Source organism: Streptomyces sp. NBC_00513 (genome assembly GCF_041431415.1).
GTDB lineage: Bacteria > Actinomycetota > Actinomycetes > Streptomycetales > Streptomycetaceae > Streptomyces.
The window spans coordinates 1284587-1305414 of sequence record NZ_CP107845.1; the positions used below are offsets into that span (position 1 = coordinate 1284587).

Annotated in this window: 16 protein-coding genes; 10 read left to right on the top strand and 6 right to left on the bottom strand. The window is 74.9% G+C overall.

The genetic code is table 11. From position 1 onward, the window contains the following. Positions 1–197: 197 nt before the first annotated feature. From OHA84_RS06155 to OHA84_RS06165, 3 genes are all read left to right on the top strand, one after another. The gene (locus tag OHA84_RS06155) at positions 198–2315 is read left to right on the top strand and encodes a protein kinase (RefSeq protein ID WP_266972787.1); all 2118 of its coding nucleotides are present in this window, start codon (positions 198–200) and stop codon (positions 2313–2315) included. 98 nt (positions 2316–2413) lie between these two features. Next, complete coding sequence (locus OHA84_RS06160; RefSeq protein ID WP_053681856.1) at positions 2414–3355, top strand: serine/threonine protein kinase; 942 nt, start codon at positions 2414–2416, stop codon at positions 3353–3355. A 5-nt stretch (positions 3356–3360) separates the two neighbouring features. Continuing rightward, entirely contained in the window at positions 3361–5538 is a 2178-nt protein-coding gene (locus OHA84_RS06165) for a protein kinase (protein ID WP_266972785.1), read from the top strand. 77 nt (positions 5539–5615) lie between these two features. Here the strand turns inward: OHA84_RS06165 and OHA84_RS06170 are convergent, their stop codons facing one another. Then, positions 5616–6260 (bottom strand): fasciclin domain-containing protein, encoded by a 645-nt coding sequence (locus OHA84_RS06170; protein ID WP_266972783.1) that lies wholly within the window; start codon positions 6258–6260, stop codon positions 5616–5618. 455 nt (positions 6261–6715) lie between these two features. Here OHA84_RS06170 and OHA84_RS06175 point away from each other — a divergent pair, with 455 nt between their 5' ends. Next, a complete protein-coding gene (locus OHA84_RS06175) occupies positions 6716–7258 on the top strand; it encodes a GNAT family N-acetyltransferase (protein WP_266972781.1) in 543 nt (180 codons plus the stop codon). A gap of 73 nt (positions 7259–7331) precedes the next feature. After that, on the top strand, positions 7332–8606 hold the full coding sequence (locus OHA84_RS06180; RefSeq protein ID WP_266972779.1) for an SUKH-4 family immunity protein: 1275 nt from the start codon (positions 7332–7334) through the stop codon (positions 8604–8606). Here the strand turns inward: OHA84_RS06180 and OHA84_RS06185 are convergent. After that, entirely contained in the window at positions 8600–9748 is a 1149-nt protein-coding gene (locus tag OHA84_RS06185; RefSeq protein WP_266972777.1) for a PLP-dependent cysteine synthase family protein, read from the bottom strand. The two genes, OHA84_RS06180 and OHA84_RS06185, sit on opposite strands and share 7 nt — an antisense overlap. After that, complete coding sequence (locus tag OHA84_RS06190; RefSeq protein WP_266974124.1) at positions 9745–10530, bottom strand: Rossmann-like domain-containing protein; 786 nt, start codon at positions 10528–10530, stop codon at positions 9745–9747. The genes OHA84_RS06185 and OHA84_RS06190 overlap by 4 nt, the downstream gene beginning before the upstream one ends. A 303-nt stretch (positions 10531–10833) precedes the next feature. On the opposite strand from OHA84_RS06190, the gene dhaL reads away from it, so the two are divergent. Both dhaL and OHA84_RS06200 read left to right on the top strand, forming a co-directional pair. Continuing rightward, positions 10834–11439 carry a dihydroxyacetone kinase subunit DhaL gene (gene dhaL, locus OHA84_RS06195; RefSeq protein WP_199826615.1) on the top strand — a complete coding sequence of 202 codons (606 nt, stop codon included), beginning with the start codon at positions 10834–10836 and terminating at the stop codon, positions 11437–11439. Next, positions 11436–11843 carry a PTS-dependent dihydroxyacetone kinase phosphotransferase subunit DhaM gene (locus OHA84_RS06200; protein WP_053681861.1) on the top strand — a complete coding sequence of 136 codons (408 nt, stop codon included), beginning with the start codon at positions 11436–11438 and terminating at the stop codon, positions 11841–11843. Before dhaL ends, OHA84_RS06200 begins: the two co-directional genes overlap by 4 nt. 21 nt (positions 11844–11864) lie before the next feature. On the opposite strand, the gene OHA84_RS06205 is transcribed toward OHA84_RS06200, so the two are convergent. Continuing rightward, positions 11865–12242, bottom strand: a complete 378-nt coding sequence (locus OHA84_RS06205; RefSeq protein WP_053681862.1) for an RNA-binding S4 domain-containing protein — start codon at positions 12240–12242, stop codon at positions 11865–11867. A gap of 134 nt (positions 12243–12376) precedes the next feature. Between OHA84_RS06205 and OHA84_RS06210 the strand changes: the two genes are divergently transcribed. From OHA84_RS06210 to OHA84_RS06220, 3 genes are all read left to right on the top strand, one after another. Then, entirely contained in the window at positions 12377–12772 is a 396-nt protein-coding gene (locus OHA84_RS06210) for a molybdopterin-binding protein (protein ID WP_266972774.1), read from the top strand. 178 nt (positions 12773–12950) lie between these two features. Continuing rightward, positions 12951–13778, top strand: a complete 828-nt coding sequence (modA, locus tag OHA84_RS06215; protein WP_053681864.1) for a molybdate ABC transporter substrate-binding protein — start codon at positions 12951–12953, stop codon at positions 13776–13778. Positions 13779–13989: 211 nt separating this feature from the next. Further along, positions 13990–15915: an ABC transporter permease gene (locus tag OHA84_RS06220; RefSeq protein ID WP_266972771.1), complete on the top strand. Its 1926-nt coding sequence runs from the start codon at positions 13990–13992 to the stop codon at positions 15913–15915. Positions 15916–15927: 12 nt separating this feature from the next. Here OHA84_RS06220 and OHA84_RS06225 read toward each other — a convergent pair whose 3' ends face one another. Further along, the gene (locus OHA84_RS06225; protein WP_266972769.1) at positions 15928–18639 is read right to left on the bottom strand and encodes a phosphodiester glycosidase family protein; all 2712 of its coding nucleotides are present in this window, start codon (positions 18637–18639) and stop codon (positions 15928–15930) included. Positions 18640–18731: 92 nt separating this feature from the next. Continuing rightward, on the bottom strand, positions 18732–20801 hold the full coding sequence (locus tag OHA84_RS06230; RefSeq protein WP_266972767.1) for a SpoIIE family protein phosphatase: 2070 nt from the start codon (positions 20799–20801) through the stop codon (positions 18732–18734). Positions 20802–20828: the final 27 nt, after the last annotated feature.

Genomic DNA, 20828 nt, shown 5'->3' on the forward strand with positions numbered 1-20828 from the left:
CTCGGCACGGCACCGCGTTCCTCCAGCCGATTCCCCCGGCTCCCTCGACTCCCGCCCGACGCCGCACCACCCCCTGCCGCCCCAGGCGCCACCTGCGCACCGGCCAATGAAACGATGGCCCCACCCAGGCGCGCCGGCCCGAACGCCCCGCGCCCCGGGGCCGAGAGTCGGGCCCGGCAGGACAGGAAGCGGCATCCATGAAACCTCTCGGCCCCGGCGACCCGATCCGACTCGGCCCCTACCGCGTCATCGGTGTCCTCGGCGAAGGCGGCATGGGCAAGGTCTACTTCGGCCGCGACCACACCGGTGCCATCGCCGCCGTGAAGGTGCTGCTGCCCGAACTGACGCACGACCAGAACCTCGTCCAGCGCTTCCTGCGCGAGGCTCACACCGCGCGGGCGGTCACCGGCGCCGGTGTCGCCCGGGTCCTCGGCGCCGAGAGCGAGGGCAACCGCCCCTGGATCGCGACCGAGTTCCTCTCCGGCCCCACCCTGGACGAGGCGGTACGCGCCTACGGCCCGTTCGACACCGCCGGGGTGCGCGCGCTGGCGGCCTCGCTGGCCGACACCCTCCGCGACATCCACGCGGCGGGGTTGGTCCACCGCGACCTGAAGCCCGCCAACATCGTGCTCACCTCGACCGGGCCGCGGGTCATCGACTTCGGCATCGCCCGGCCCGAGCACGGACTGACCCTCACCACCACGGGCCAGGTGCCCGTCACTCCCGGATACGGCGCCCCCGAGCAGGTCCTGGGGCAGCGCGTGGGCCCCGCGGCGGACGTCTTCTCGCTGGGCGCGGTCCTCGTGTACGCCGCCACCGGGCAACGCGCCTTCGACGGGACGCACGTGGCCGCCGTGCAGTACGAGGTGGTCCACGGGGAAGCCCGCCTGTCCACCGTGCCCGAGGAACTGCGCGCGCTGATCATCCCCTGCCTCGCCAAGGACCCGGGACCGCGCCCCACGCCCGAGCAGATCGCCGGAGCCTTCGCGCCCCCGCGCGGCGCGGACCGGTCCTGGCGCAAGGGTCCGCTCGCCGCCGACATCGCCCGCCGGCAGGCGGAGGCGGAACGCCAGGCCGCGCCGGAGGGGGCCACGGTCACCGTCGGTCCCTCGCGGCGCCGGTTCCTGCGCACCTCCCTCGGCGCGGGCGGGTTGCTGGCCGTGTCGGGCGGCGGCGCCGGCATCTGGTGGTCGATGCGCGAGGAGACCCCGAAGGGTCCGCCGCGGAACGGACTCGCCCACCAGGCGGCTCTGTTGGACCGCCCCGCCAAGACGCCGGGCCGCGCGCCCGAGCCGCTGTGGGGCCCCCTGCCCGTGGCGGCGGCGGCGCCGGCGGACGGTGTGCCGACCACACCGCTGTCCCTGGTCGACGTGGTGATGTTCGCGGGCAAGGACGGCGGCCTGGTGGCCCACCTCGCCAAGACCGGCGAGGAGAAGTGGCGACTGCCGGACATCTCCGCGGAGGCCGGCGTCCTGGCCATGACGGAACGCCTGTTCCTCGCGGTGGACGCGGGCGGCACGCTGCGCGTCCACAACGCCTCCACCAGCGCGTTGGAGTGGTCGCTCCCGGCGGCCGAGGCCGTCCGCCTCCTCGCGTTCGACGGCGAGGCCGTGTACGTGGTGACCAAGGACAACCGACTGCGGGCGATCAACACCGGGCTCCAGACCGTCCGCTGGACCGTGCCGATCCCGACCCTCGCCCTGCTCGGGTCCGGCCCCAAGGGCGCGGCCACCGGCAACAAGCTCGTCCTGACCGGTGCCAACGGGAACGCGTGGGGCTTCGAGTGCTTCCAGGGAAGCGCCATCTGGGAAGCCAAGGGCCGGGCGAGCTCCGCCGTCGAACCGCTCGTCGTCACCTACAAGCGCGAGACGACCAAGACGGAGTCCGTCTTCCTGGGCGGACTCACCCTGTCGGTCCGTGAACTCACCAGCGGCCGGGAGACGTGGTCCGACGCCGCGGCCGCGGCCCCCGTCGAGGGCGCCGGCGGCTGGGGACCGCCGGTGAGCGACGGCGACGCCCTGCTCGGCGTGAAGGACGGCACCCTGGTCAGGCTCAGCTCCGACAGGATGCTGGTCCTGGGGTACGGCGCGGTCGGACCCGGTCCGCTGCCGCACGTCCGCCCCGTGGTCCAGGGGCGGACCGTGTGGGTGGTTCTGGCGGAGGGGAAGGGCGTCGCCGCGCACTCGACCACCGACGGCGCCCGCTTCTGGACCTGGTCCACCGACTCGCACGGGCCCTGGGCGATGTCCGGCGCCGAGAACCGCGTCTTCCTCGTCAACGACGGGAAGATCACGGCCATGCCCTCCGTCGGATGACCCCGCGGGCCCGACGTCACGCCCCACCCGGCTCCCCCGCTCCCCCGACCACCGCTTAGGCTCGGTGGGCCATCAGCCGAACCCGGGGGACCTCGCGCATGGAACGCCTACGTCAGGACGACCCGTCACGCATCGGGCCGTACGTGATCCTGGCGCGCCTGGACGCCGAATCCGCGGAACGCGGCGTGCCCGAGCGCCGGTTCCTCGCCCGTACCGCCGACGGCCACCGGACCGTCCTCCTGTGTCTGCCGCGGGTCGGCGCCGACCCGTCCCGGTGGGCGATCGAGGCCGAGGGCGCACGGCGGCTCGACGTGCCGCGCCTGCTCCCCGTCGCGGAAGTCGACGGCACGGCCGGATTCCCCTGGTCCACCACTCCCTACACGCCCGTGCTGCCCCTCCCGGCCGCGCTCGCCGCGTACGGCGGGCCGCTCCCCGAGGACCTGGTGCGCCACGTGGGCGCCGGCCTCGCCGAGGGCCTGGCCGACCTGCACGACCGGGGGTTCACCCACGCCGGGTTGTCGCCGGCGGCCGTTCTGCTCACGGCGGGCGGACCACTGTTGGCGTGCTTCGGCGCCGTACGGGCCGCCGCCCCCGACGGGACGCGCCGCTCCGGGCTGCCCGGCCTCGACCCGGGCTGTCTGGCCCTGGAGCAGGCTTCCGGCGGGCGGCCCACGCCGCTGGGGGACGTCTTCGCGCTCGGCGCGGTACTGGCCTACGCCTCGACGGGCCACACCGTGCCCGAGCAGAGCGAACTGCCCCCGGGATTGCGGCGGTTGATCGGAAGTTGCCTCGCGTCGACGCCCGCCGACCGGCCGCGGTCGGCGCGGGAAGTGCTGCACGAACTCACCGGGCACGCGGCCGACGCCTCTCCCGGCGCGCCGGCTCCGGCGACGGCCGCGGCCGGGCCGCTCGCGCTGCCGGGCCGGGTCGTCGCCGCGCTCGCCGCCCAGTCCGCGGCGCTCCTCGCGGCCGAACTGCCGGCCACCACCGAGTCCACCCCTCCCCCGCCGTTCCCGCCGGCCGCCCAGAAGGTGCACTGACCCCGATGCCCGCCGCCCCGGCCGACCGTTCCCCCCTCATGCCCCTCACCCACGACGATCCCGCGCACCTCGGCGACCATCAGTTGCTCGCCCGGCTCGGCAGCGGCGGCATGGGCACCGTCTACCTGGCCCGTTCACTGCGCGGCCGGACGGTCGCGTTGAAGACCGTGCACGCCAGGATCGCCGCCGACACGGCCTTCCGTACCCGTTTCCGGCTGGAGGCGGACGCGGCCCGGGTCATGGGCGGCAGGTACGGCGCGGGCGTCGTCGCGGCCGACGCCCTGGCGACGACGCCCTGGCTGGCGACCGAGTACGTCATCGGCCCGCAGCTCGACGAGGCCGTCCGGCTCGGCGGACCGCTGTCCGAGGTGTGCGTGCGGAACCTGGGCGCCGATCTCGCGCGGGGGCTCGGCCAGTTGCACCGCTCCGACGTGGTGCACCGGGACCTCAAACCGTCCAACGTCATGATCACGGCCGAGGGCCCCAAGGTCATCGACTTCGGCATCGCGCGGGCCCTCGGGGACGAGCGGCTGACGCGCGTCGGCGCGGCGACCGGCACCCCCGCGTTCATGTCCCCGGAGCAGGCGGGCGGACTCGACCACACGCCGGCGGGCGACGTGTTCGCGCTGGCGGGTGTGCTGGTCTTCGCGGCGGCCGGACGCGGCCCGTTCGGCGGCGGTCAGGCCGCGGACCTGCTGTACCGGGTGCGCTACGCGGACCCGGACCTCGGCGGCGTCCCGGAGGGGCTGCTGCCGCTGCTCGCCCGCTGCCTGGACAAGGACCCCGCGCGGCGGCCCACGACGGCCGAGCTGGCCCGGTGGCTCGCCCCCGAGGGCGGCGTCTTCGCCGACGGGCTCGCGCCCGCCGTGCTGGCCGACATCGCCCGGCGGGGCGCGGCCGTCTGGGAGGCGCCGCCGGCCCGACTCCCGGCACCCGCCTCGAACTCCACGACGGAGCCGCCGGCCGTGCCGACGGGCGGCGTGTCCCGCCGCGGCCTGCTCGTGTGGGGTGGTGGCGCGGCCGGCGCGGCGGCCCTCGCCGGCGGCGGACTGTGGGCCTGGCTCGCGCAGGGCGGGGGCGAGTCGGAGACCGCGGAGCCTCCGTTGCCGGGCGGGCCTTCGGCGCTGTGGGCGAAGGAGGGCCTGAACGACAGCCACCGTATGGCGCCGACCCGGGTGGGGGACGTTCTCGTGCTTCCCGGCACGTCGGCCGTCTCCGGCATCAACCTGAAGACGGGCAAGTACGACTGGTCCGCGGACGTCGAGCACGACACGCGGGTCGCGGTCGACGGCAAGGCGGCCTACGTCCTGCGCATGACGAAGGACGCCGACAAGGCCCTGGCCCTCGTCGCCGTCCCGGAACCGCTCACGGACAAGAAGCCGCCCGTCCTGACGCTTCCCGCGTTCGACGGCGGCGAGGTGAGGAACCAACTGCTGCGCGTGCGGGGCGACATGGTGCTCTTCCACGCGAAGGCCCGGTCGGGCGACGGGTGGTTCCTGGTGGCCGCGAGCCTGGCGTCCGGCAAGGAACTGTGGCGCGGGCCGGCACCGGCGCCCGCCGGGACGTACGACAGGGTCTACCTCGTCGCCGACACGACGAAGCACGGGCTGCTGGTGTGCGGCAAGGCGCAGGCCATGGACGGCCTGACGCTGTCCATGCACGATCCGGCCACCGGCAAGGTGCGTTGGAGCAAGACCGTGATCGTCCCGGGCACGCCGCCCTCCCGGCTCACCGCGGACGACGAGCACGTCTACTTCGGCGCCGACGCCCTCCAGGCCCTGCGGCTGACCGACGGGGGCGTGGCGTGGTCCTTCGGCGCGGACCGCGATCTGGGGAACAACGCCCAGGGGCAGCGCCGTTACGGGATCCCCGCGGTCCGCGACGGGGTCGTCTACGCCACGGAGGGCGGTCGCGGGCTCGTCGGCGTGGACGCGCGCACCGGTGCCGGGAGATGGACGGAGAAGACCCGGAAGGACACCCTCACCCGGGGGGAGACCGCCCCGGTGGTGAGTTCCGCGTACGTGTACGACATCGACACGATCGGACTGCGGGCCGTCGAGCTGAGCACGGGACGCCCCGCGTGGCGGTTCACGTGCATGGCCTTGAACCTCTTCGCGGACCCGGACGGCTCTCTGCTCTACGCCCTGGAGGAGCGCAAGTCGTTCGCCCTGCCGATGTCCTAGACGCGCCGTGCGGCCCCGGAGTCCGGAGCCGCACGGCGTGCGCTCGTCCCTCGCGCGCACCCTCGCGCGCGTCGGTGCTACTTGGGCATCAGGACGGTGTCGACGATGTAGACGGTGGCGTTGGCGGTGGGAACGTTGCCGCAGACCACGTTGGAGGTTCCGTTGACCTTGTAGGCCTCGCCGGAGCCGGCCGTGGTGATCTTGCCCTTCTCCAGGGTGTCGAAGGAACCGGAGTCGAGCTGCTTGGGCGCGAGCTTCTGGCCCACGACGTGGTAGGTCAGGATCTTGGTGAGCATGGCCTTGTCGGCGAGGACCTTGTCCAGGTCCGCCTTCGGGATCTTCGCGAAGGCGTCGTTGGTGGGGGCGAAGACGGTGATGTCCTTCGCGTTGTTGAGGGTGTCGACCAGTCCGGCCTGCTTGACGGCCGCGACCAGCGTGGACAGGGCGGGGTTGTTGGAGGCGGCGGTGGCGACCGGGTCCTTGGCCATCCCGTCGAAGGAACCCGCACCCTCCTTCGGCACACCCGCGCACGCCGGGCCGAACGGGGCGTCCATCGCCATGGCGGGCGTGGAGGCGGCGTCCGTGCCGGGGGTGGCCTGCTCGGAGGCGGCGCTGCCGGCGCTCGACTTCTCACCGGAGTCCGAGCAGGCGGCCAGCGCGAAGGGAAGGACCGATGCGGCGGCGACGGCGACGGCGGTACGGCGGAAACGAAGAGCCATCATGACGGTTGTTCTCCTTGGGATCATCCGGGGGTACTTCAGGGGGAATCAGGCATGGGGGTGGTACGGAAGGAGCGGTGTGGGGGTGGCGGCAGCGCCGCCGGGTGGGTCAGGCGGCGGAAACCACGACCGTGGGCCGGCGGTTCGCGCGGCCCGTGGGGGGTCTGCGGTCCGCGCCGGGAGCACCGGTGGGTGCCGCGCCCGGCCGGTCGGGGGAACCCGGCGCCGCCGAGGCCCTCGCGGAGTGACCCGTCGCCGACGGGAGACCCCGAGGGGCCGCCACCGTCCGGACGGGCTCCCCGGACGGCAGAACTGTCGGCGCCGCCTGGGCGTCGCGCTCGATGGTGCTGCCGTTGTCGCTCACACCCGGTCTTCGGCGCCGGGGAACGGGTGGATTGGTCGTTCCTCCTCTCGGATGACAACCGATCATCGGGTTGACGTCCTGCGAGAATCCGCGGATGGACTCGACCTCGTACGAAGCACCCCTGAAGCTCCTTCCCGTCACCGAGGAACTGCGTCCCGTGGTGGAGCGGTTGGCGCAGCTGTACCGGCACGACATGTCGGAGTTCCTCGACTTCCTGCCGGGGCCCGACGGCAGGTTCGCCTTCCGTCCACTGCCCCTCTTCTTCAGCGAACCGGGACGCACGGTCCAGTTGATCACCCACGGCTCGACCCCGGCGGGCTTCGTCCTGACCCGGCCGACGGAGGACGGGGCGACGTCGATCTCCGCGTTCTTCGTCGTACGGGCGCTGCGCAGGCGGGGCCTGGGCCGGCGGGCGGCGTTGGAGCTGTTGCGGTCCCGGCCGGGGCGCTGGGCGATTGCCTTCCAGGAGGTCAACGCGGGCGCCGCCCGGTTCTGGCGCGGCATCGCCGACGAGGCCGTGGGCCGGGAGGCCTGGCGCGAGGAACGGCGTCCCGTGCGGGTTCCGGGGCCGCCGGCGGGGGTGCCCGACGATCACTGGATCTTCCTGGACACGGGTACGGGACGCGTGGCCCCTTAGGTCGTCTCTTCCGCCCAGTCGTACGGCGAGAAGCAGCCGACGGGGTGTCAGTGGGCGCCGGCACCATGTGCCCATGCCTGATGACGATCTTGATGCTCTCTTCTCCTCCCCCTCGGCGCTGTTGGCCGCCGGTCCCGCGCGCGTGCGCGAGCGGGTACCGGCGGCCGGCGGTGTGGGGCGCGAGGTGTTCACCCAGGCCGAGGCGGTGTTCGGGCGTGCGCGGGTGTCCCGGGCGGAGTTCGCGTCGTGGTTGCACTTCGCCGCGAAGGTGCTGGGGCGCGAGGCGTACGCCGAGCTGACGGCCGCCGCCGAGCCCGGCATGCCGTGGCGGACGGTGTGGGCCTGGTGGCGGCCGGTCGGCGCCCACCGCGCCGAGCCCAACCTCAGCGGGGACTGGAGCATCGACGTCCACGACCCGGTGACCGACGGGGCCGGCGAGGACGGGGTCGAGGGGCCCCTGCTCAAGGTCTGGTCCCTGTGGACCGGTGACCGTTGGTTCGACCTCGCCACCGGGGCGCCGCGGCCGGCGCCCGGCGCCGGGACGTACGCGGAACGCGCCGACGAGGCCGAGGAAGAGGGCCCCGCGCTCTTCGACGGCGACGAGGACGGCCGGCGGCTGGTGTGTCCCGGCACCTGGGAGGAGCCCGTCCATCTCGGCGGGGGCCGTTTCCTGTTCGCCGAGGCCAGGGGGCTTGTCGTCGTCGAACGCGGCGAGGTGGCGCCGATCGCGGACCGGCCTGCCGGGGGCGCCGACGCCGGCTCGTGGGAGGAGGGCGTGGGCGAGCCGTGGTTCCTGGACCCGGCGCCGTCCGCGACCCCGCTCGACGCGGCCCGACTGGACGCGGTCTTCGACGGGGACACCATGGTCCGGGTGGCTCCCGACCGGCTGCCCGCCGCGCTCACGCACGCCCCCACGCGGGAGTTGCTCGTCGGCATGGGCCTGCCGCGCCACTGGGCGGCGGGCGTGACGGCCTTCGCCCTGGGCTACGACGAGGCGGGACCGGAGGCGGATCGGGAGGGGGAGAGCGTCGGCCCGCTGCACCTGGGGTCGTTCGAGCACGGCTTCGCCTCGTCCGTGCGGGTGCTGGTCCGGCCGGACACGGGCGAGGTCCTCGCACACCTCGGCGAGGGCGCACCGCTCCCCCTCGCGCGTGACATCGAGACGTTCCTGCGGCTGCTGGAGGCCGTCCGCCGGTACATGGGGGCGTGCTGGGACCCCTACCCGGCCGAGGACGGCATCGGGGACTTCCTGCGGGAGGTCGAGATCCTGAGCCCCGGCAGCCCGGAGCACGAGGTGTGGGAGCAGATCTTCTCGGCCGTGACGGTGCTCGGCGTCTACGGCTACTGAACCCCGTCGCGCGCGGGGGCGGGCGCTGCCGGGTCGGGTCTCCCGGCCGCGCACCGGGCGGGGGTGGCGTGCCCCGGGGCGATGACGGTGCGACAGCGCGTCCATCCGGTGGCCTCGACGGCGTGCGGGTGCGGGATCTCCGAGGGGCGGGTGGCGGGTGTGGCGGTGTCCAGGCCGTGCGCGCGGCGGAACGTGTCGCCGTACACGGTGTCGAGGTAGCGGTGGGGGCCGTCGGGGAAGACGGTCGCGACGACCCGGCCCGGTTCCGCGCGAGCCGCCCAGGCGGAGACCAGGGCGACGGCCCCGGTGCTCCAACCGCCGCTGACGAAGGTGTCGCGGGCGAGCCTGCGGCAGGCGTCCACCGCCTCGGCCGGGCCGACCCAGTGGACCTCGTCGAAGGACGGGTGGGCGACGTTGCGAGGGTGGATGCTGCTGCCGAGCCCGCGCATCAGCCGGGGGCGGGCGGGCTGTCCGAAGATGGCCGAGCCGACGGAGTCCACCCCGATCACCTCCAGCCGGGGCCAGCGGCGACGCAGCGGCCCGAGCAGTCCGGCGCTGTGTCCGCCGGTGCCGACGCTGCACACGAGGACGTCCAGGTGGTCGAGCCGTTCGACGATCTCGGCGGCCATCCGGTGGTAGCCGGCCGCGTTGTCCGGGTTGTTGTACTGGTCGGGCCAGTAGGCGCCGGGGAGGCTTCGGCGCAGTGTGTGGAGGCGGGCGAGGCGGGCCGCCTGCCAGCCGCCTCGCGGGGCGGGGCGGTCGACGAGTTCGAGTTCGGCGCCGTACGCGCGGAGCAACTGCCGCATCGAGGGTTCGAGTTCGGCGTCGCCGACGAGGACGACGGGATGGCCGAGGGCCTGCCCGGCGAAGGCGAGGCCGATGCCCAGGGTGCCGGAGGTGGACTCGATCACCGGCGCGCCCGGGAGCAGTTCGCCGCGCAGCCGGGCACCGCGCAGTATCGAGACGGCGGCCCGCGCCTTCATGCCGCCCGCGCCGAGACCTTCGAGTTTCGCCCAGAATCCCGGGTGCGCGTGGGGGAGTCGGGTGTGGACGCGGACCATGGGCGTACGGCCGAGCAGCCTCAGCAGTTCGGGGTTGGCGGCGACCGGGGCGGGCCGGCGCGGCGGGGACGCGGTGGTCATCGGGTGCCTCCGTAGCGGTGGATGATCCCGGGGCCGCCGTCGAGCCAGAAGAAGGGGTACGGCTCGGCCGACACGGCGCTCACCCCGGCCCCGAGGAACCGCGGCAGGACGGCGCTGCCGGTCTGGGCGAACATCACCAGGGGTTTGCCGGTGTTCTCGGCGTGCTCGCGCAGGGCCTGGAAGGTGCCGTTGCCGAGGGTCATGCCGGAGGCGAGGACGGCGTCGCAGTGGTGCATCCGCGCGACGGCGTCGGTGTGGACGGGTTCGCCCCATTCGGTGGTGCCGCCCGACAGGTCGCACGGGAGGTAGTCCACGCCCTCGGCGCGCAGTCGTTCCAGCAGCGAGTTCACGACGCCGACGACGAGCACGCGGCGCAGCCGGCGCACGGGCAGCAGTCCGACGACCGCCCGGGCCCTGGCCCGGGACTTGCTCAGCGAACCGCCCGCCTCCAGCGGCCAGGGGCGGGCCCCGTTGGCCGGGGTGTGCGGGTGGGCGCGCATCAGGTAGGCGTCGAGCGCGGCGACGCGTACGGGGAGCAGGGGGTGCGCGAGCAGGGTCGCGACGCTCGCGCCGACGCACGCGTCGAGGGCGCCGGCGGGCAGGGTCCCCGGTTCCACGGCGCAGGATCCGACGGCTTCGTCCAGGCGCAGGCCGAGCACCTCGTTGCGGTAGCCGGTGGCGCGGCCCGCGTGCCGTACGGCCTGGGTGGTGGTGAAGGCGAGCGCGATCCGTTGCCCGCGGGGGTCGGGTCCGTGGCGGCCCGCCAACACGCGGCGGGTCAGTTCGTCGACGGAGCGGGGCGGTCCGGCCGGTGCGGGGACGCGCGCGAAGGGGGTGGGATCGGGGTCGTGGGGCCACGCGCCCGTCGTGCCCACCGGGCTTTCGTCCAGCAGCGGATGTCCCACGGATCTTCCTCTCGGACGGCGGCGCGGTCGGTTCCCGCCGCACCGCGCGACCTTATCGGACATCGTTTTCATTTCCAATAAGGGCGCCACGCGGTGCCCCGTCTCGGGGGCCGTCGGGCCGGGGTGACCGTAGGGTGGTGGAAGGACTGCCCCCGGTGGACGTGAGGCGAGGAGATTCCGGTGCGTGACGCAGACTTCTTCCGACGCTGGATGGATGCCGTCGCGGCCGTCGTCGAACGGGAGGCGGACCGGCTGACCGAGCTCGACTCCCCCATCGGGGACGCCGACCACGGCAGCAACCTCCTGCGGGGGTTCGTCGCCGTACGGGCGGCGCTCGAAGCCGGGAGCGCCGAAACGCCCGGCGCGGTGCTGCAACTCGCCGGCCGGACCCTGATCTCCACGGTCGGCGGCGCGTCCGGACCGCTGTACGGAACACTGCTGCGCCGCACCGGCAAGGAACTGGGCGACGCCGCCGAGGTCTCCGACGAGGATCTGCGCAAGGCCCTGTACGCGGGGGTGGGCGCGGTCGCCCAACTCGGCGGGGCGGCGCCGGGCGACAAGACGATGCTGGACGCGCTGGTGCCCGGGGTGGCGGCGCTCGCCACCTCGTACCGCGCGGCCGGCGAGGCCGCGGAGAACGGGGCGCTGGCGACGGTGCCGCTGCTGGCGCGCAAGGGCAGGGCCAGTTACCTGGGCGAGCGCAGCATCGGGCACCAGGATCCGGGGGCCACGTCGTCCGCGCTGCTGCTGGGGGCCCTGGCCGAGGTCGCGGAGGCACGCGGATGAGCGCCGAGCCGCTGGTCGGGATCGTCCTGGTGTCCCACAGCAAGGAGGTCGCGGAGTCGGTGGCCGCACTGGCCACCGGTCTCGCCGCGGGCGGCGCGACGGCCCTGGTCGCGACGGCCGGCGGCGGCCCCGACGGTGGCCTGGGCACCAACCCGGAGCTGATCGTGACGGCCGCCCGGACCGTGGACCGGGGCGCGGGTGTCGCGATCCTGGTGGACCTCGGCAGCTCGGTGCTCTCGGTCAAGTCACTGCTGCTGGACGAGGAACTGCCCGAGGGCAGCCGACTGGTCGACGCGCCGTTCCTGGAAGGGGCGGTGGCGGCCGTGGTGACCGCCTCCACCGGAGCCCCCCTGGACGCGGTGGCGACCGCGGCCGAGGAGGCGTACGCGTACCGGAAGGCCTGAGCCCCCCGGCACGCCGACGCTCTAGCGACCGCGCAGGGTTTCGATCTCGCGGCGCTCCCGCTTGGTCGGGCGCCCCGCGCCCCGGTCGCGGATGCCGACCACGGCCGCCTCGACGGGCGTGGGCGGCGGCGGGCTGTTGTCGGTGAGGCATTCGGCGGCCACCGGGGCGCCGACCCGCTTCGCGACCGTCCGCCGCACCACCACGATGCGCTCGCGTCCCGCGTGGAAGAGCCGCACCTCGTCCCCCACCCGTACGGGCTGCGCCGGCTTGGCGCGTTCCCCGTTGACCTTGACATGGCCCGCCCGGCAGGCGGTCGCCGCCGTCGAGCGGGTCTTCGTCAGGCGCACGGCCCAGATCCACGCGTCGACCCGAACTGTTCCCGATCCCTCTTCAGCCATGCCCCGACTTTAACGAGCGGCCCGGGGAAAGTCGGAACGACTTTTGGCGGAAACACCAATCACCATGGCATCTGCCATGTACATCGCCCCAATGGAATTGCAAATGCGGGACAAGTGCCCCTACCTTGTCGCCCATGCAGTCCTACACCATCGGACAGGCCGCGCGTCTGCTGGGCGTCAGCCCGGACACGGCGCGTCGCTGGGCCGACGCCGGCCGGGTCGCGACCCATCGCGACGAGGGCGGTCGCCGGCTGATCGACGGCCGCGCGCTGGCCGCCTTCTCCGTCGAGGTGGGCCAGGGAGCCCACACCGAGGACGAGGAGCCCCACACCTCCGCGCGCAACGCCTTCCCGGGCATCGTCACGGCCGTCAAGCTCGGCGACGTGGCCGCCCAGGTCGAGATCCAGGCGGGTCCCCACCGTCTGGTCTCCCTGCTCACCCGTGAGGCCGTCGAGGAGCTCGGACTGGAGGTCGGCATGCGGGCCACCGCCCGCGTGAAGTCCACCAGTGTGCACATCGACCGCACCTGATCCCTCCCTCGTGGCGGGTCACGGCGTCCCCGACCGACCCGCCGCCGATCAGCGGTCCCCGCACCACCGCTCAGCACCACCGAACGTCCCCACCCGCTCCGCCCGTCACCGGCGCGGGTCACCACCACGCGGTCCCGGCACCGGGCCGGCCGCCGACCCGACCGAGGAGCTCCTGCTCATGTCCCCGACGCTGAACCGCCGTCGTACCGTCGCCGCAGCCCTGACCACCGCCCTTCTCGTACCGGTCCTGGCCGCCTGTGGCAGCGGTGACGACAAGAAGGACGAGTCGGCCTCCTCCCCGAGCGCCGCCCCCTCCTCCGCCGGCTCCGCCGCCCCCAAGGCCGCGAACCTGACCGTCCTCGCCGCGTCCTCCCTCACCGACGTCTTCAAGAGCGCCGGCGCCGCCTACGAGAAGGCGCACCCGGGCACGAAGGTCACGTTCTCCTTCGCCGGCTCGCAGGAACTCGCCGCGCAGGTCAAGCAGGGCGCCCCGGCCGACGCGCTGGTCACCGCGGACACCAAGACGATGGACGGCCTCAAGGCCGAGACCAACAGCCCGACCGTCATCGCCAAGAACCGCCTGGTCATCGCGAGCGCCAAGGGCAACCCGTTCAAGATCGACGAGCTGAAGGACCTCGCCGACACCAAGATCAAGGTCGTGCTCGCCGCGCCCGAGGTCCCGGTCGGCCGCTACAGCAAGCAGATCCTCGACGCCCAGAAGGTCGAGGTGAAGCCGGTCTCCCAGGAGCCCAACGTCCGCGCCGTGCTGGGCAAGGTGGAGCTGGGCGAGGCCGACGCCGGTCTCGTGTACAAGACGGACACCCTCAAGTCCGGTGACAAGGTCGCCGTCGTCGACATCCCGGACGGCCAGAACGCCGTGGCCTCCTACCCGGCCGCCTCGCTCAAGGGCTCCAAGAACGCCGACGCCGCGGCCGCGTTCGTCGCCTGGCTGAGCACCCCGGAGGCGCAGAAGATCCTCCAGGACGCGGGCTTCCAGAAGCCGTAACGGGCCCCGCGCCCGCATGCCGAGAGGGGTCGCCTGGTCCGGGGGGACAGGCGGCCCCTCTCAGCGTGTCCCGTGCGCGTGACCCGGCCGCGTGACCCGGCCGCGAGTCACGTGCGCGAGTCCCGTGCGCGTGTCGTCCGATGCTGCCGCGCCGTCCGCCCCCGCCGCCGTACGCTTCCCACCCGGCGAAGCCCCCAGCCAGGAACCCCACATGACCAGAGTCCGTACCCGTGTCAGGCCGCCCGTGGCCCTGGCGCTCCCCGCCCTGCTCGCCGTCGCGTTCCTGCTGCTGCCCCTCGTCGGCATCCTGACCCGCACCCAATGGGGCGAGCTGGCCGCCCATCTGACCAGCCCCGACGTGGTCCAGGCGCTCGAACTCTCGCTCGTCGTGTCCTTCTGGGCCCTCGGGCTCTCACTCGTCCTCGGGGTACCGCTGGCCTGGCTGTTGGCCCGGGTCGAGTTCAAGGGGAAGGCGTTCGTCCGGTCGCTCGTCCTGCTGCCCATGGTGCTGCCGCCGACCGTCGGCGGCGTGGCCCTGCTGCTGGGCTTCGGCCGGCGCGGACTCCTCGGACCCTGGCTGGAGGACGCCTTCGGCATCACCCTGCCCTTCCACACCTCCGGCGCCGTCGTCGCCGCCACCTTCGTCGCGATGCCCTTCCTCGTCATCAGCCTGGAAGGGGCGCTCGGCGGACTGAAGCAGAGCTACGAGGAGACCGCGTCCTCCCTCGGCGCCTCGCCGGTCCGGGTGTTCTTCACCGTGACCCTCCCCATGGTGGCCCCCGGCCTGATCGCCGGAGCGGCGCTCACCTGGGCCCGCGCGCTCGGCGAGTTCGGCGCGACGATCACCTTCGCCGGGAACCTGCCCGGCGAGACCCAGACCCTGCCGCTCCAGGTCTACCTGCTGCTCCAGGACAGCCCCGAGGCGGCCACGTCCGTGTCGCTGCTGCTGCTCGCCATCGCCATGGGCGTACTGATCGCCCTGCGCGGGCGGTGGACGGGAACCCCCGTCGCCCGCAAGGACGTCGAGGCCCCCGCGGCGCCCGAGGACTCCCCCGCGACCCGCGTTCCGCAGGCGCCGGACGCCGCCGCGCACGACGACGGCCGCTGGGCGTTGCACGCCGAGGTGACCGGCTTCAACCGGCTGACCCTCGACGCCGAACCCGGCACCACCATCGCCGTCGTCGGCGAGAACGGCGCCGGGAAGACGACCCTCCTGCGCGCGCTCCTCGGCCTCACCCCCCGCGCCCACGCCCGACTCACCCTCGGCGACACCGACGTGACCGCCCTGCCCCCGCACAAGCGACACGTCGCCTGGGTCCCCCAGGACGGCGCCCTCTTCCCGCACCTCACCGCACTCTCCAACACCGCCTACGGGCTCCGCGCCCACGGCACGCCCCGCGCCCGCGCCCGTACGGAGGCCCGGCAGTGGCTCGACCGCCTCGGCGTCGGACATCTGGCCCACCGCAAACCCGCCCAACTCTCCGGCGGCCAGGCCCAACGCGTTGCCCTCGCCCGCGCCCTCGCCACCCGACCCCGGCTCCTCCTCCTCGACGAGCCCCTCGCCGCCCTCGACCAGACCACCCGGGCCCGCGTCCGCCACACCCTGCGCACCCACCTCGCCGGCTTCGGCGGCGTCTGCCTCATCGTCACCCACGACCCCGTCGAGGCCGTGTCGCTGGCCGACCGGGTCCTCGTGCTCTCCGACGGCCACACCCTCCAGGACGCCCCGCCCGCCGAGGTCACCCGCCACCCCCGCAGCCCTTGGGTCGCCCGCATGCTCGGCCGCAACGCCTGGCCCGGCACCACCACCGCCCACGGGCTGGCCCTCACCGGAGGCGGCCGGCTGGTGGTGCCGGAGGCACAGCCCGAGGGGGCGCCGGCGCTCGCGATCATCGCCCCGGAGGCCGTGTCGCTGTACCGGGACCGCCCGAGCGGAAGCGCGCGCAACGTCTGGCCCGGCACCGTACGGGAGATCACCGCGACCGGCAGCCGACTGCGCGTGCTGGTCGCCTCGGTCGAAGTCCCCGACCTGGTCGCGGAGATCACCCCGGAGGCGGCCGCCGAACTGGGCATCGTCGACGGCGCCTCCGTCTGGTCCAGCGTGAAGGCCACCGAGATCACGCTGGTGTCGCTCTGAGCGGTGCCCGCGTCAGGGCGCCGGCGTCGGGCCGGGCAGGATCGAGAGCCACTCCCCCGCCGCGAAGGCGTCGACCCCGATCAGGGTCCGGCCGGCGCGCCCGGTCGTGACGGTCGGCACGCCCTCGGTGCGGGCGGCCGTGAAGCGGGGGGCGTCGAGGGTGAACAGGGCGGCGCGTTTGCCGGTGGCGCGCCGGAACTCGGCGAGGCGCCGGGTCAGCAGGGCGGCCTCGTTCCGGTCGACGACGCCCGGCGCGTACCGCTGTACGACGGCCACCGCGCCCGTCCCCGGCTCCCGCGCGGCGGCCGTGAGGGCTTCGGCGAGGACCCGCATCCGGTCCAGACCGCCGCCCGCGTCGAGCGTACGGCGGCGACCGTCGAGCGGCACGAAGCGCACGCCCCGGTGGGTGAAGCCCGGGCGGCCGTCCACCCCCACCAGGACGAAGTCCGCGCCGACCCCCGGTGCCCGCCCGTCCGGCGACACCGCGAACCGCCAGGGCCGCGCGCGCACCTCGGCGGGCGTCGACACGACCGGGTCCGGGGGGAGGGTGACCGTCGGGGCGGCCCCGGTCGGCGGGGTCTCGGCGGTCAGCGTGTCCAGCAGCAGCCGGGACGGGCCGCCCCCGCCCTGGGTGGCCGACAGGCCGGTGAGGCGCAGCGGTGGCTCGGCCGTCGCCGGCAGCGGCAGGGTGATCCGGCGCCAGCCGGACCAGTCGGCGGCCGGCCCGCGCAGGGTGAGCCCGGCCCCGTCCCCGTCGGTCAGGTGCACCGCCGGCCGTGCTCCGGACCCGTCCGCGCCGATCCAGAGGGACACCGAACGGGCCTGCTCCGGCAGGGGGATCGGGCGGGGGGCGGCTGCGGTGGCGGTCGGGGCCGGGGCGGGGAGGGTGAGGGCGATCCCGGTACCCGGCCGGCCCTCGCCGGGGGCGGCGGTCGCACCCGCGCCCCTCCAGCGGGCGGCGTCCTCCAGATCGGCGAGGGGCAGCGCGTCCAGCCCCGCCCCGAGGGCCAGTTCGGCGGTGGCGCCGGTGGCCGGGACGCTGACGCGCAGCCGCCCGGTGGCCCGCGCGACCAGCGCCCGGACCGTGAAGCCGCCCCGCCCGTCGGGGGCGACCCGCCAGCGGGAGCGGTCGTACCGCAAGACGGTGTCCCCGGGTTCGACGGTGGTCGCGCGGCCCTGGCCGTCGTACCCGGTGAGGTCGAAGCCGGCGCTCTCCGTCCGGTCGGCGAGCCCGATCCGGTCCCGGGTCGGGCGGATCCGGGTCAGCGGCCCGAGCACCTCCAGCGCCAACGAGCCCTCGGCCGGACCGCTTTCGGCCGGTCGGGCGCCGGGCCGGGCCGTGTGGGCCCGGACGGTGACGGGCCCCGGCCGGGAGCCGCGCAGGACCCCGTCGGGGCCGATCCGGCCGGCGCCCTCGGCCGACCAGGAGGGTGTGCCCGGGGCCGGTCCGAGCGCGGGGTCGTGGCCGGTGGCGGTCAGGGTGCGGGTCAGTCCGGGGAAGAGGCGGCCGGCGGCGGCCTCGATCCGGTAGCCGGTGAGCCGTCCGGAGCCCACCGGGGCGGTGAGCGCGAGGCCGTTGGGGACCGGGCGGGGCCTCCCGTCCGACGGGGTGTTCTCCAGGGTCGGGGCGGTCGCCCCGGAGAGCGCCGCGAGGAGCGTCGAGGAGCCGCCGCCGTCCAGGTTGAGCGCCTCGTGGGCCCCGAGCCGGTGCATCATGCGGCCGAGCCCGGTCAGGGTGAGCCCGCCGCTGGCCCGCATGCGGCCGTCCACGGTGACCAGGCGCAGCGACCGGCCGTCCCGCGAGAGGCCGACGGCCGTGCGCGGGGCGGCGGTGTCGTTCGGTTCGCCGTCGTGGTTCTGCGGGACCCCGGCCACGACGAGGGCCTCCCGCCCGCCGACGGCCTCCAGGGGCACCGGTCCCGACTCCGGCAGCGGCGCGGCGGTGACGGTCACGGGGTCCCCGACGCGCAGGGCGGCGAGTTCGGCCGCCGCCGCCCCGGCCGCGACCAGCAGGGTGGTGCCGGGGGCCGGGCGGTCGCGGCGCGCGGGACGCCGCAGGATCGGTACCGGGGCCGCGACGGCGACGCGGCCGTCGCGCAGTTCCACCGCCGGCCCGGTGTCCGGGAGTACGGAGCCGGGCCAGTCGGCGGTGTACACGGCGAAGCCCTCGGCCGGCGGCAGGGCGGCGTTGTACCCGGCCGGGGTGCGCACCGCGCCGCCGGGCAGGGTGATGCTCCCGGTGAGACCGAGGCGCAGGACGCGCCCACTGCCGTCGGGGGCGAAGCCGACGGCAGCGCCGCCGGGGCCGGGCGACGCGGAGTGCAGCAGCCGGCCGCCCCGCACCCCGGGGCCGAGGGGGGCGCCGGTTCCCCGGATGTCGAAGAAGTCCCCGTTGACGGCTCCGACGACGCGGCGCCCCGGCCCGGCCGGGTGGTGGGCGACGGCCTGGGCGAGCGTCTCGGCTCCGCGCCCGCCCAGGTACTCGGCCCGTACCCCGCCGGGTGCGGCGAGGTCGACGACGAGTTCGTCGACGCGCAGCCAACGGTCGCGTTCCAGCCGGTCGTACGAGTCCAGCCGCACGCCGGGGGCGACCGGGCGGGAGGTGCGGGCGGTCTCGATGCCGTCGTCGACCTCCGCGGCGAGCGCGGCCGGCGGCCCGGCGAGCAGGGCGCCGCAGAGCAGCGAGGCGAGCAGGGCCGGGAGCGGCGGCCGGAGGATCGACACCCGGGAAGGATTTCGCGGGTCGGCGCGGCCCCGGGAGCGCGACCCGGACCGGGAGCGGCGTGTTCAGCCATTCGCCGGGCGGTCGGGCGCCGCTACCCGGGCCGCCCCGGGACGATGAACTCGCACCACACGCACTTGCCGCCGCCCCGGGGTTCCACCCCCCAGTCGTCCGCGAGCCGGTCCACCAGCAGCAGACCGCGCCCCGACACCGCCCAGTCGCCCGCCTCGCGCCGGTGCGGCAGGGCGCTGCTGGAGTCCTCGACCTCGATGCGGATCCGTCCCTCCGCGGTCAGCCGCAGGCTGACGTGTCCCGCGCCGTCGGTGTGCACCAGGACGTTCGTCATCAGTTCGTCGGCGGCCAGCTCGACCTCGTCCGCCCGCTCCCGGGCGCCCCAGGCGGCCACCGCCGCCCGGATCAGGTGCCGGGCCAGGGCGGGGCCGTCAGGGTCGCCGGGGGCGAGTTCGTGGCGCAGCGGGCCGCCGCCGCGCGGGGCGGGGGTGCCCCGGCGGCGCAGCAGGAGCAGGGCCATGTCGTCGCCGCCGCCCGCGTCCCCGACGAGGTCGCACAGCACGTCGGCCAGCCGTTCGACGTCGACCGGTCCGTCCCGGACCCCGTCCATGACCTCCCGCATCCCCGAATCGGCGCGGTCGCCGCGGCGATCCGTCAGGCCGTCCGTGCAGAGCAGCAGCGTGTCGCCGGGGTGCAGTTCGACGCTGGTCACGGGGTAGCCGGTACCGGTCCCCGGTGGGTCGTGGGCGGGCAGGCCCAGCGGCAGTCCGCCGGCCACCTGGATCCGGTGGCAACTGCCGTCGCCGCGGCGGACGATGGGGTCGAGGTGACCGGCCCGCACCAGGTGCAGCATGCCGGTGTTCAGGTCCACCTCGCCGTAGGTGCAGGTGGCGAACCGTTCCGTCGCCAGTTCCCGCAGGAAGGTCGAGGCGCGCGCCATCGCCGTGCCGGGCGTGTGCCCCTCGGCGATGTAGGCCCGCAGGACGATCCGCAACTGGCCCATCACGGCCGCCGCGTCGGTGTCGTGGCCCTCCACGTCCCCGATCACCACCCCGACCCGTCCCTCCCCGAGGGGGATCACGTCGTACCAGTCGCCGCCGATGTCCCGGCCCATCCTGGCCGCCCGGTACCGTACGGCGATCAGCGCGCCCGGCACCTCCGGGATCCTGCGCGGCAGCATGGCCCGCTGGAGTCCCTCCGCCAGGTCGTGCTCCTGCTCGAAGAGGATGGCCCGCTGGAGGCTCTGTGCGATGCCGCTGCCCAGGGCCACCAGCACGTTCCGTTCCTCGGTGGTGAAGTCCCCGTCCCGGCTGTAGAGCAGCCCGAGCGCGCCCACGGGACGGCCCTGGGCGATCAGGGGCAGGTAGACCCCGCTGCGCACGTCGAGCGGTTCGATGTACGGCCACAGCTGTGGGTAGCGCCGCTGGAACTCCTCGCGGGACGCGACGTAGACCGTCTGGAGGGTGCGTACGGCCTCGCTCATCGGGAAGCGCGCGTCGACGCGGGTGTACTCGATCTCGGGAACGTAGGAACCGAGCTGTCCTTCGGCGACGAGGTGGACGCGGGCGCCGTCGACGACGCCGAGCATCACGCTGACGGCTCCGAGGTGCCCGAGGGCCTCGGGGTCCTTGAGCACGTCGGTCACGTCGTTGACCGTGCGCGCGTGGGCGAGGATCGCGGTGGTCCGTTCCACGACGCCGGTCATCCGAAGGCGCCCCTCGTTGCGTTCCCCGGCGGCGCCCGGCTCGACGGGGTCGTGGGCCGCGTCGCGGAGGATCCCGATGACCCGGTACGGACGGCCGTCGTGCGGGTCCCGCAGGATGTGTCCCTGGATGTGGGTCCAGCCGAGGGTTCCGTCCCGCCTGCGACTGCGGAAGTACGCCCCGTAGTGGCTGCGGCCGTCCTTCATCGCCTGGGCGACGCGCGCGTCGATCCGCGACTCCTCGCCGGACACGAGTCGGATGCGCAGTCCGGCGGGGGTTCCGGTGAACTCGTCCGGACGCAAGTCGAGGACCTCGAGGGCGGTGGGATCCAGGTGCATCTGTCCGCTGTCGAGGTCCCAGTCGAAGGTGCCCATGCGGTTGAGCGCGAGACTCGTGTCGGGCCGCGCGGGCCAGTCGACCTCGGGGGTCGTGCTTCCCCGCTGGTCCATGCAGTCAGGGTCTCACTGTTCCCCGGC

Excerpts from the sequence above, each read along its gene's own strand:
- OHA84_RS06155 (WP_266972787.1), top strand. The coding sequence starts at position 198 with ATGAAACCTCTCGGCCCCGGCGACCCGATCCGACTCGGCCCCTACCGC.
- OHA84_RS06160 (WP_053681856.1), top strand. The coding sequence starts at position 2,414 with ATGGAACGCCTACGTCAGGACGACCCGTCACGCATCGGGCCGTACGTG.
- OHA84_RS06165 (WP_266972785.1), top strand. The coding sequence starts at position 3,361 with ATGCCCGCCGCCCCGGCCGACCGTTCCCCCCTCATGCCCCTCACCCAC.
- OHA84_RS06170 (WP_266972783.1), bottom strand. The coding sequence starts at position 6,260 with ATGATGGCTCTTCGTTTCCGCCGTACCGCCGTCGCCGTCGCCGCCGCA.
- OHA84_RS06175 (WP_266972781.1), top strand. The coding sequence starts at position 6,716 with ATGGACTCGACCTCGTACGAAGCACCCCTGAAGCTCCTTCCCGTCACC.
- OHA84_RS06180 (WP_266972779.1), top strand. The coding sequence starts at position 7,332 with ATGCCTGATGACGATCTTGATGCTCTCTTCTCCTCCCCCTCGGCGCTG.
- OHA84_RS06185 (WP_266972777.1), bottom strand. The coding sequence starts at position 9,748 with ATGACCACCGCGTCCCCGCCGCGCCGGCCCGCCCCGGTCGCCGCCAAC.
- OHA84_RS06200 (WP_053681861.1), top strand. The coding sequence starts at position 11,436 with ATGAGCGCCGAGCCGCTGGTCGGGATCGTCCTGGTGTCCCACAGCAAG.
- OHA84_RS06205 (WP_053681862.1), bottom strand. The coding sequence starts at position 12,242 with ATGGCTGAAGAGGGATCGGGAACAGTTCGGGTCGACGCGTGGATCTGG.
- OHA84_RS06210 (WP_266972774.1), top strand. The coding sequence starts at position 12,377 with ATGCAGTCCTACACCATCGGACAGGCCGCGCGTCTGCTGGGCGTCAGC.
- modA (WP_053681864.1), top strand. The coding sequence starts at position 12,951 with ATGTCCCCGACGCTGAACCGCCGTCGTACCGTCGCCGCAGCCCTGACC.
- OHA84_RS06220 (WP_266972771.1), top strand. The coding sequence starts at position 13,990 with ATGACCAGAGTCCGTACCCGTGTCAGGCCGCCCGTGGCCCTGGCGCTC.
- OHA84_RS06230 (WP_266972767.1), bottom strand. The coding sequence starts at position 20,801 with ATGGACCAGCGGGGAAGCACGACCCCCGAGGTCGACTGGCCCGCGCGG.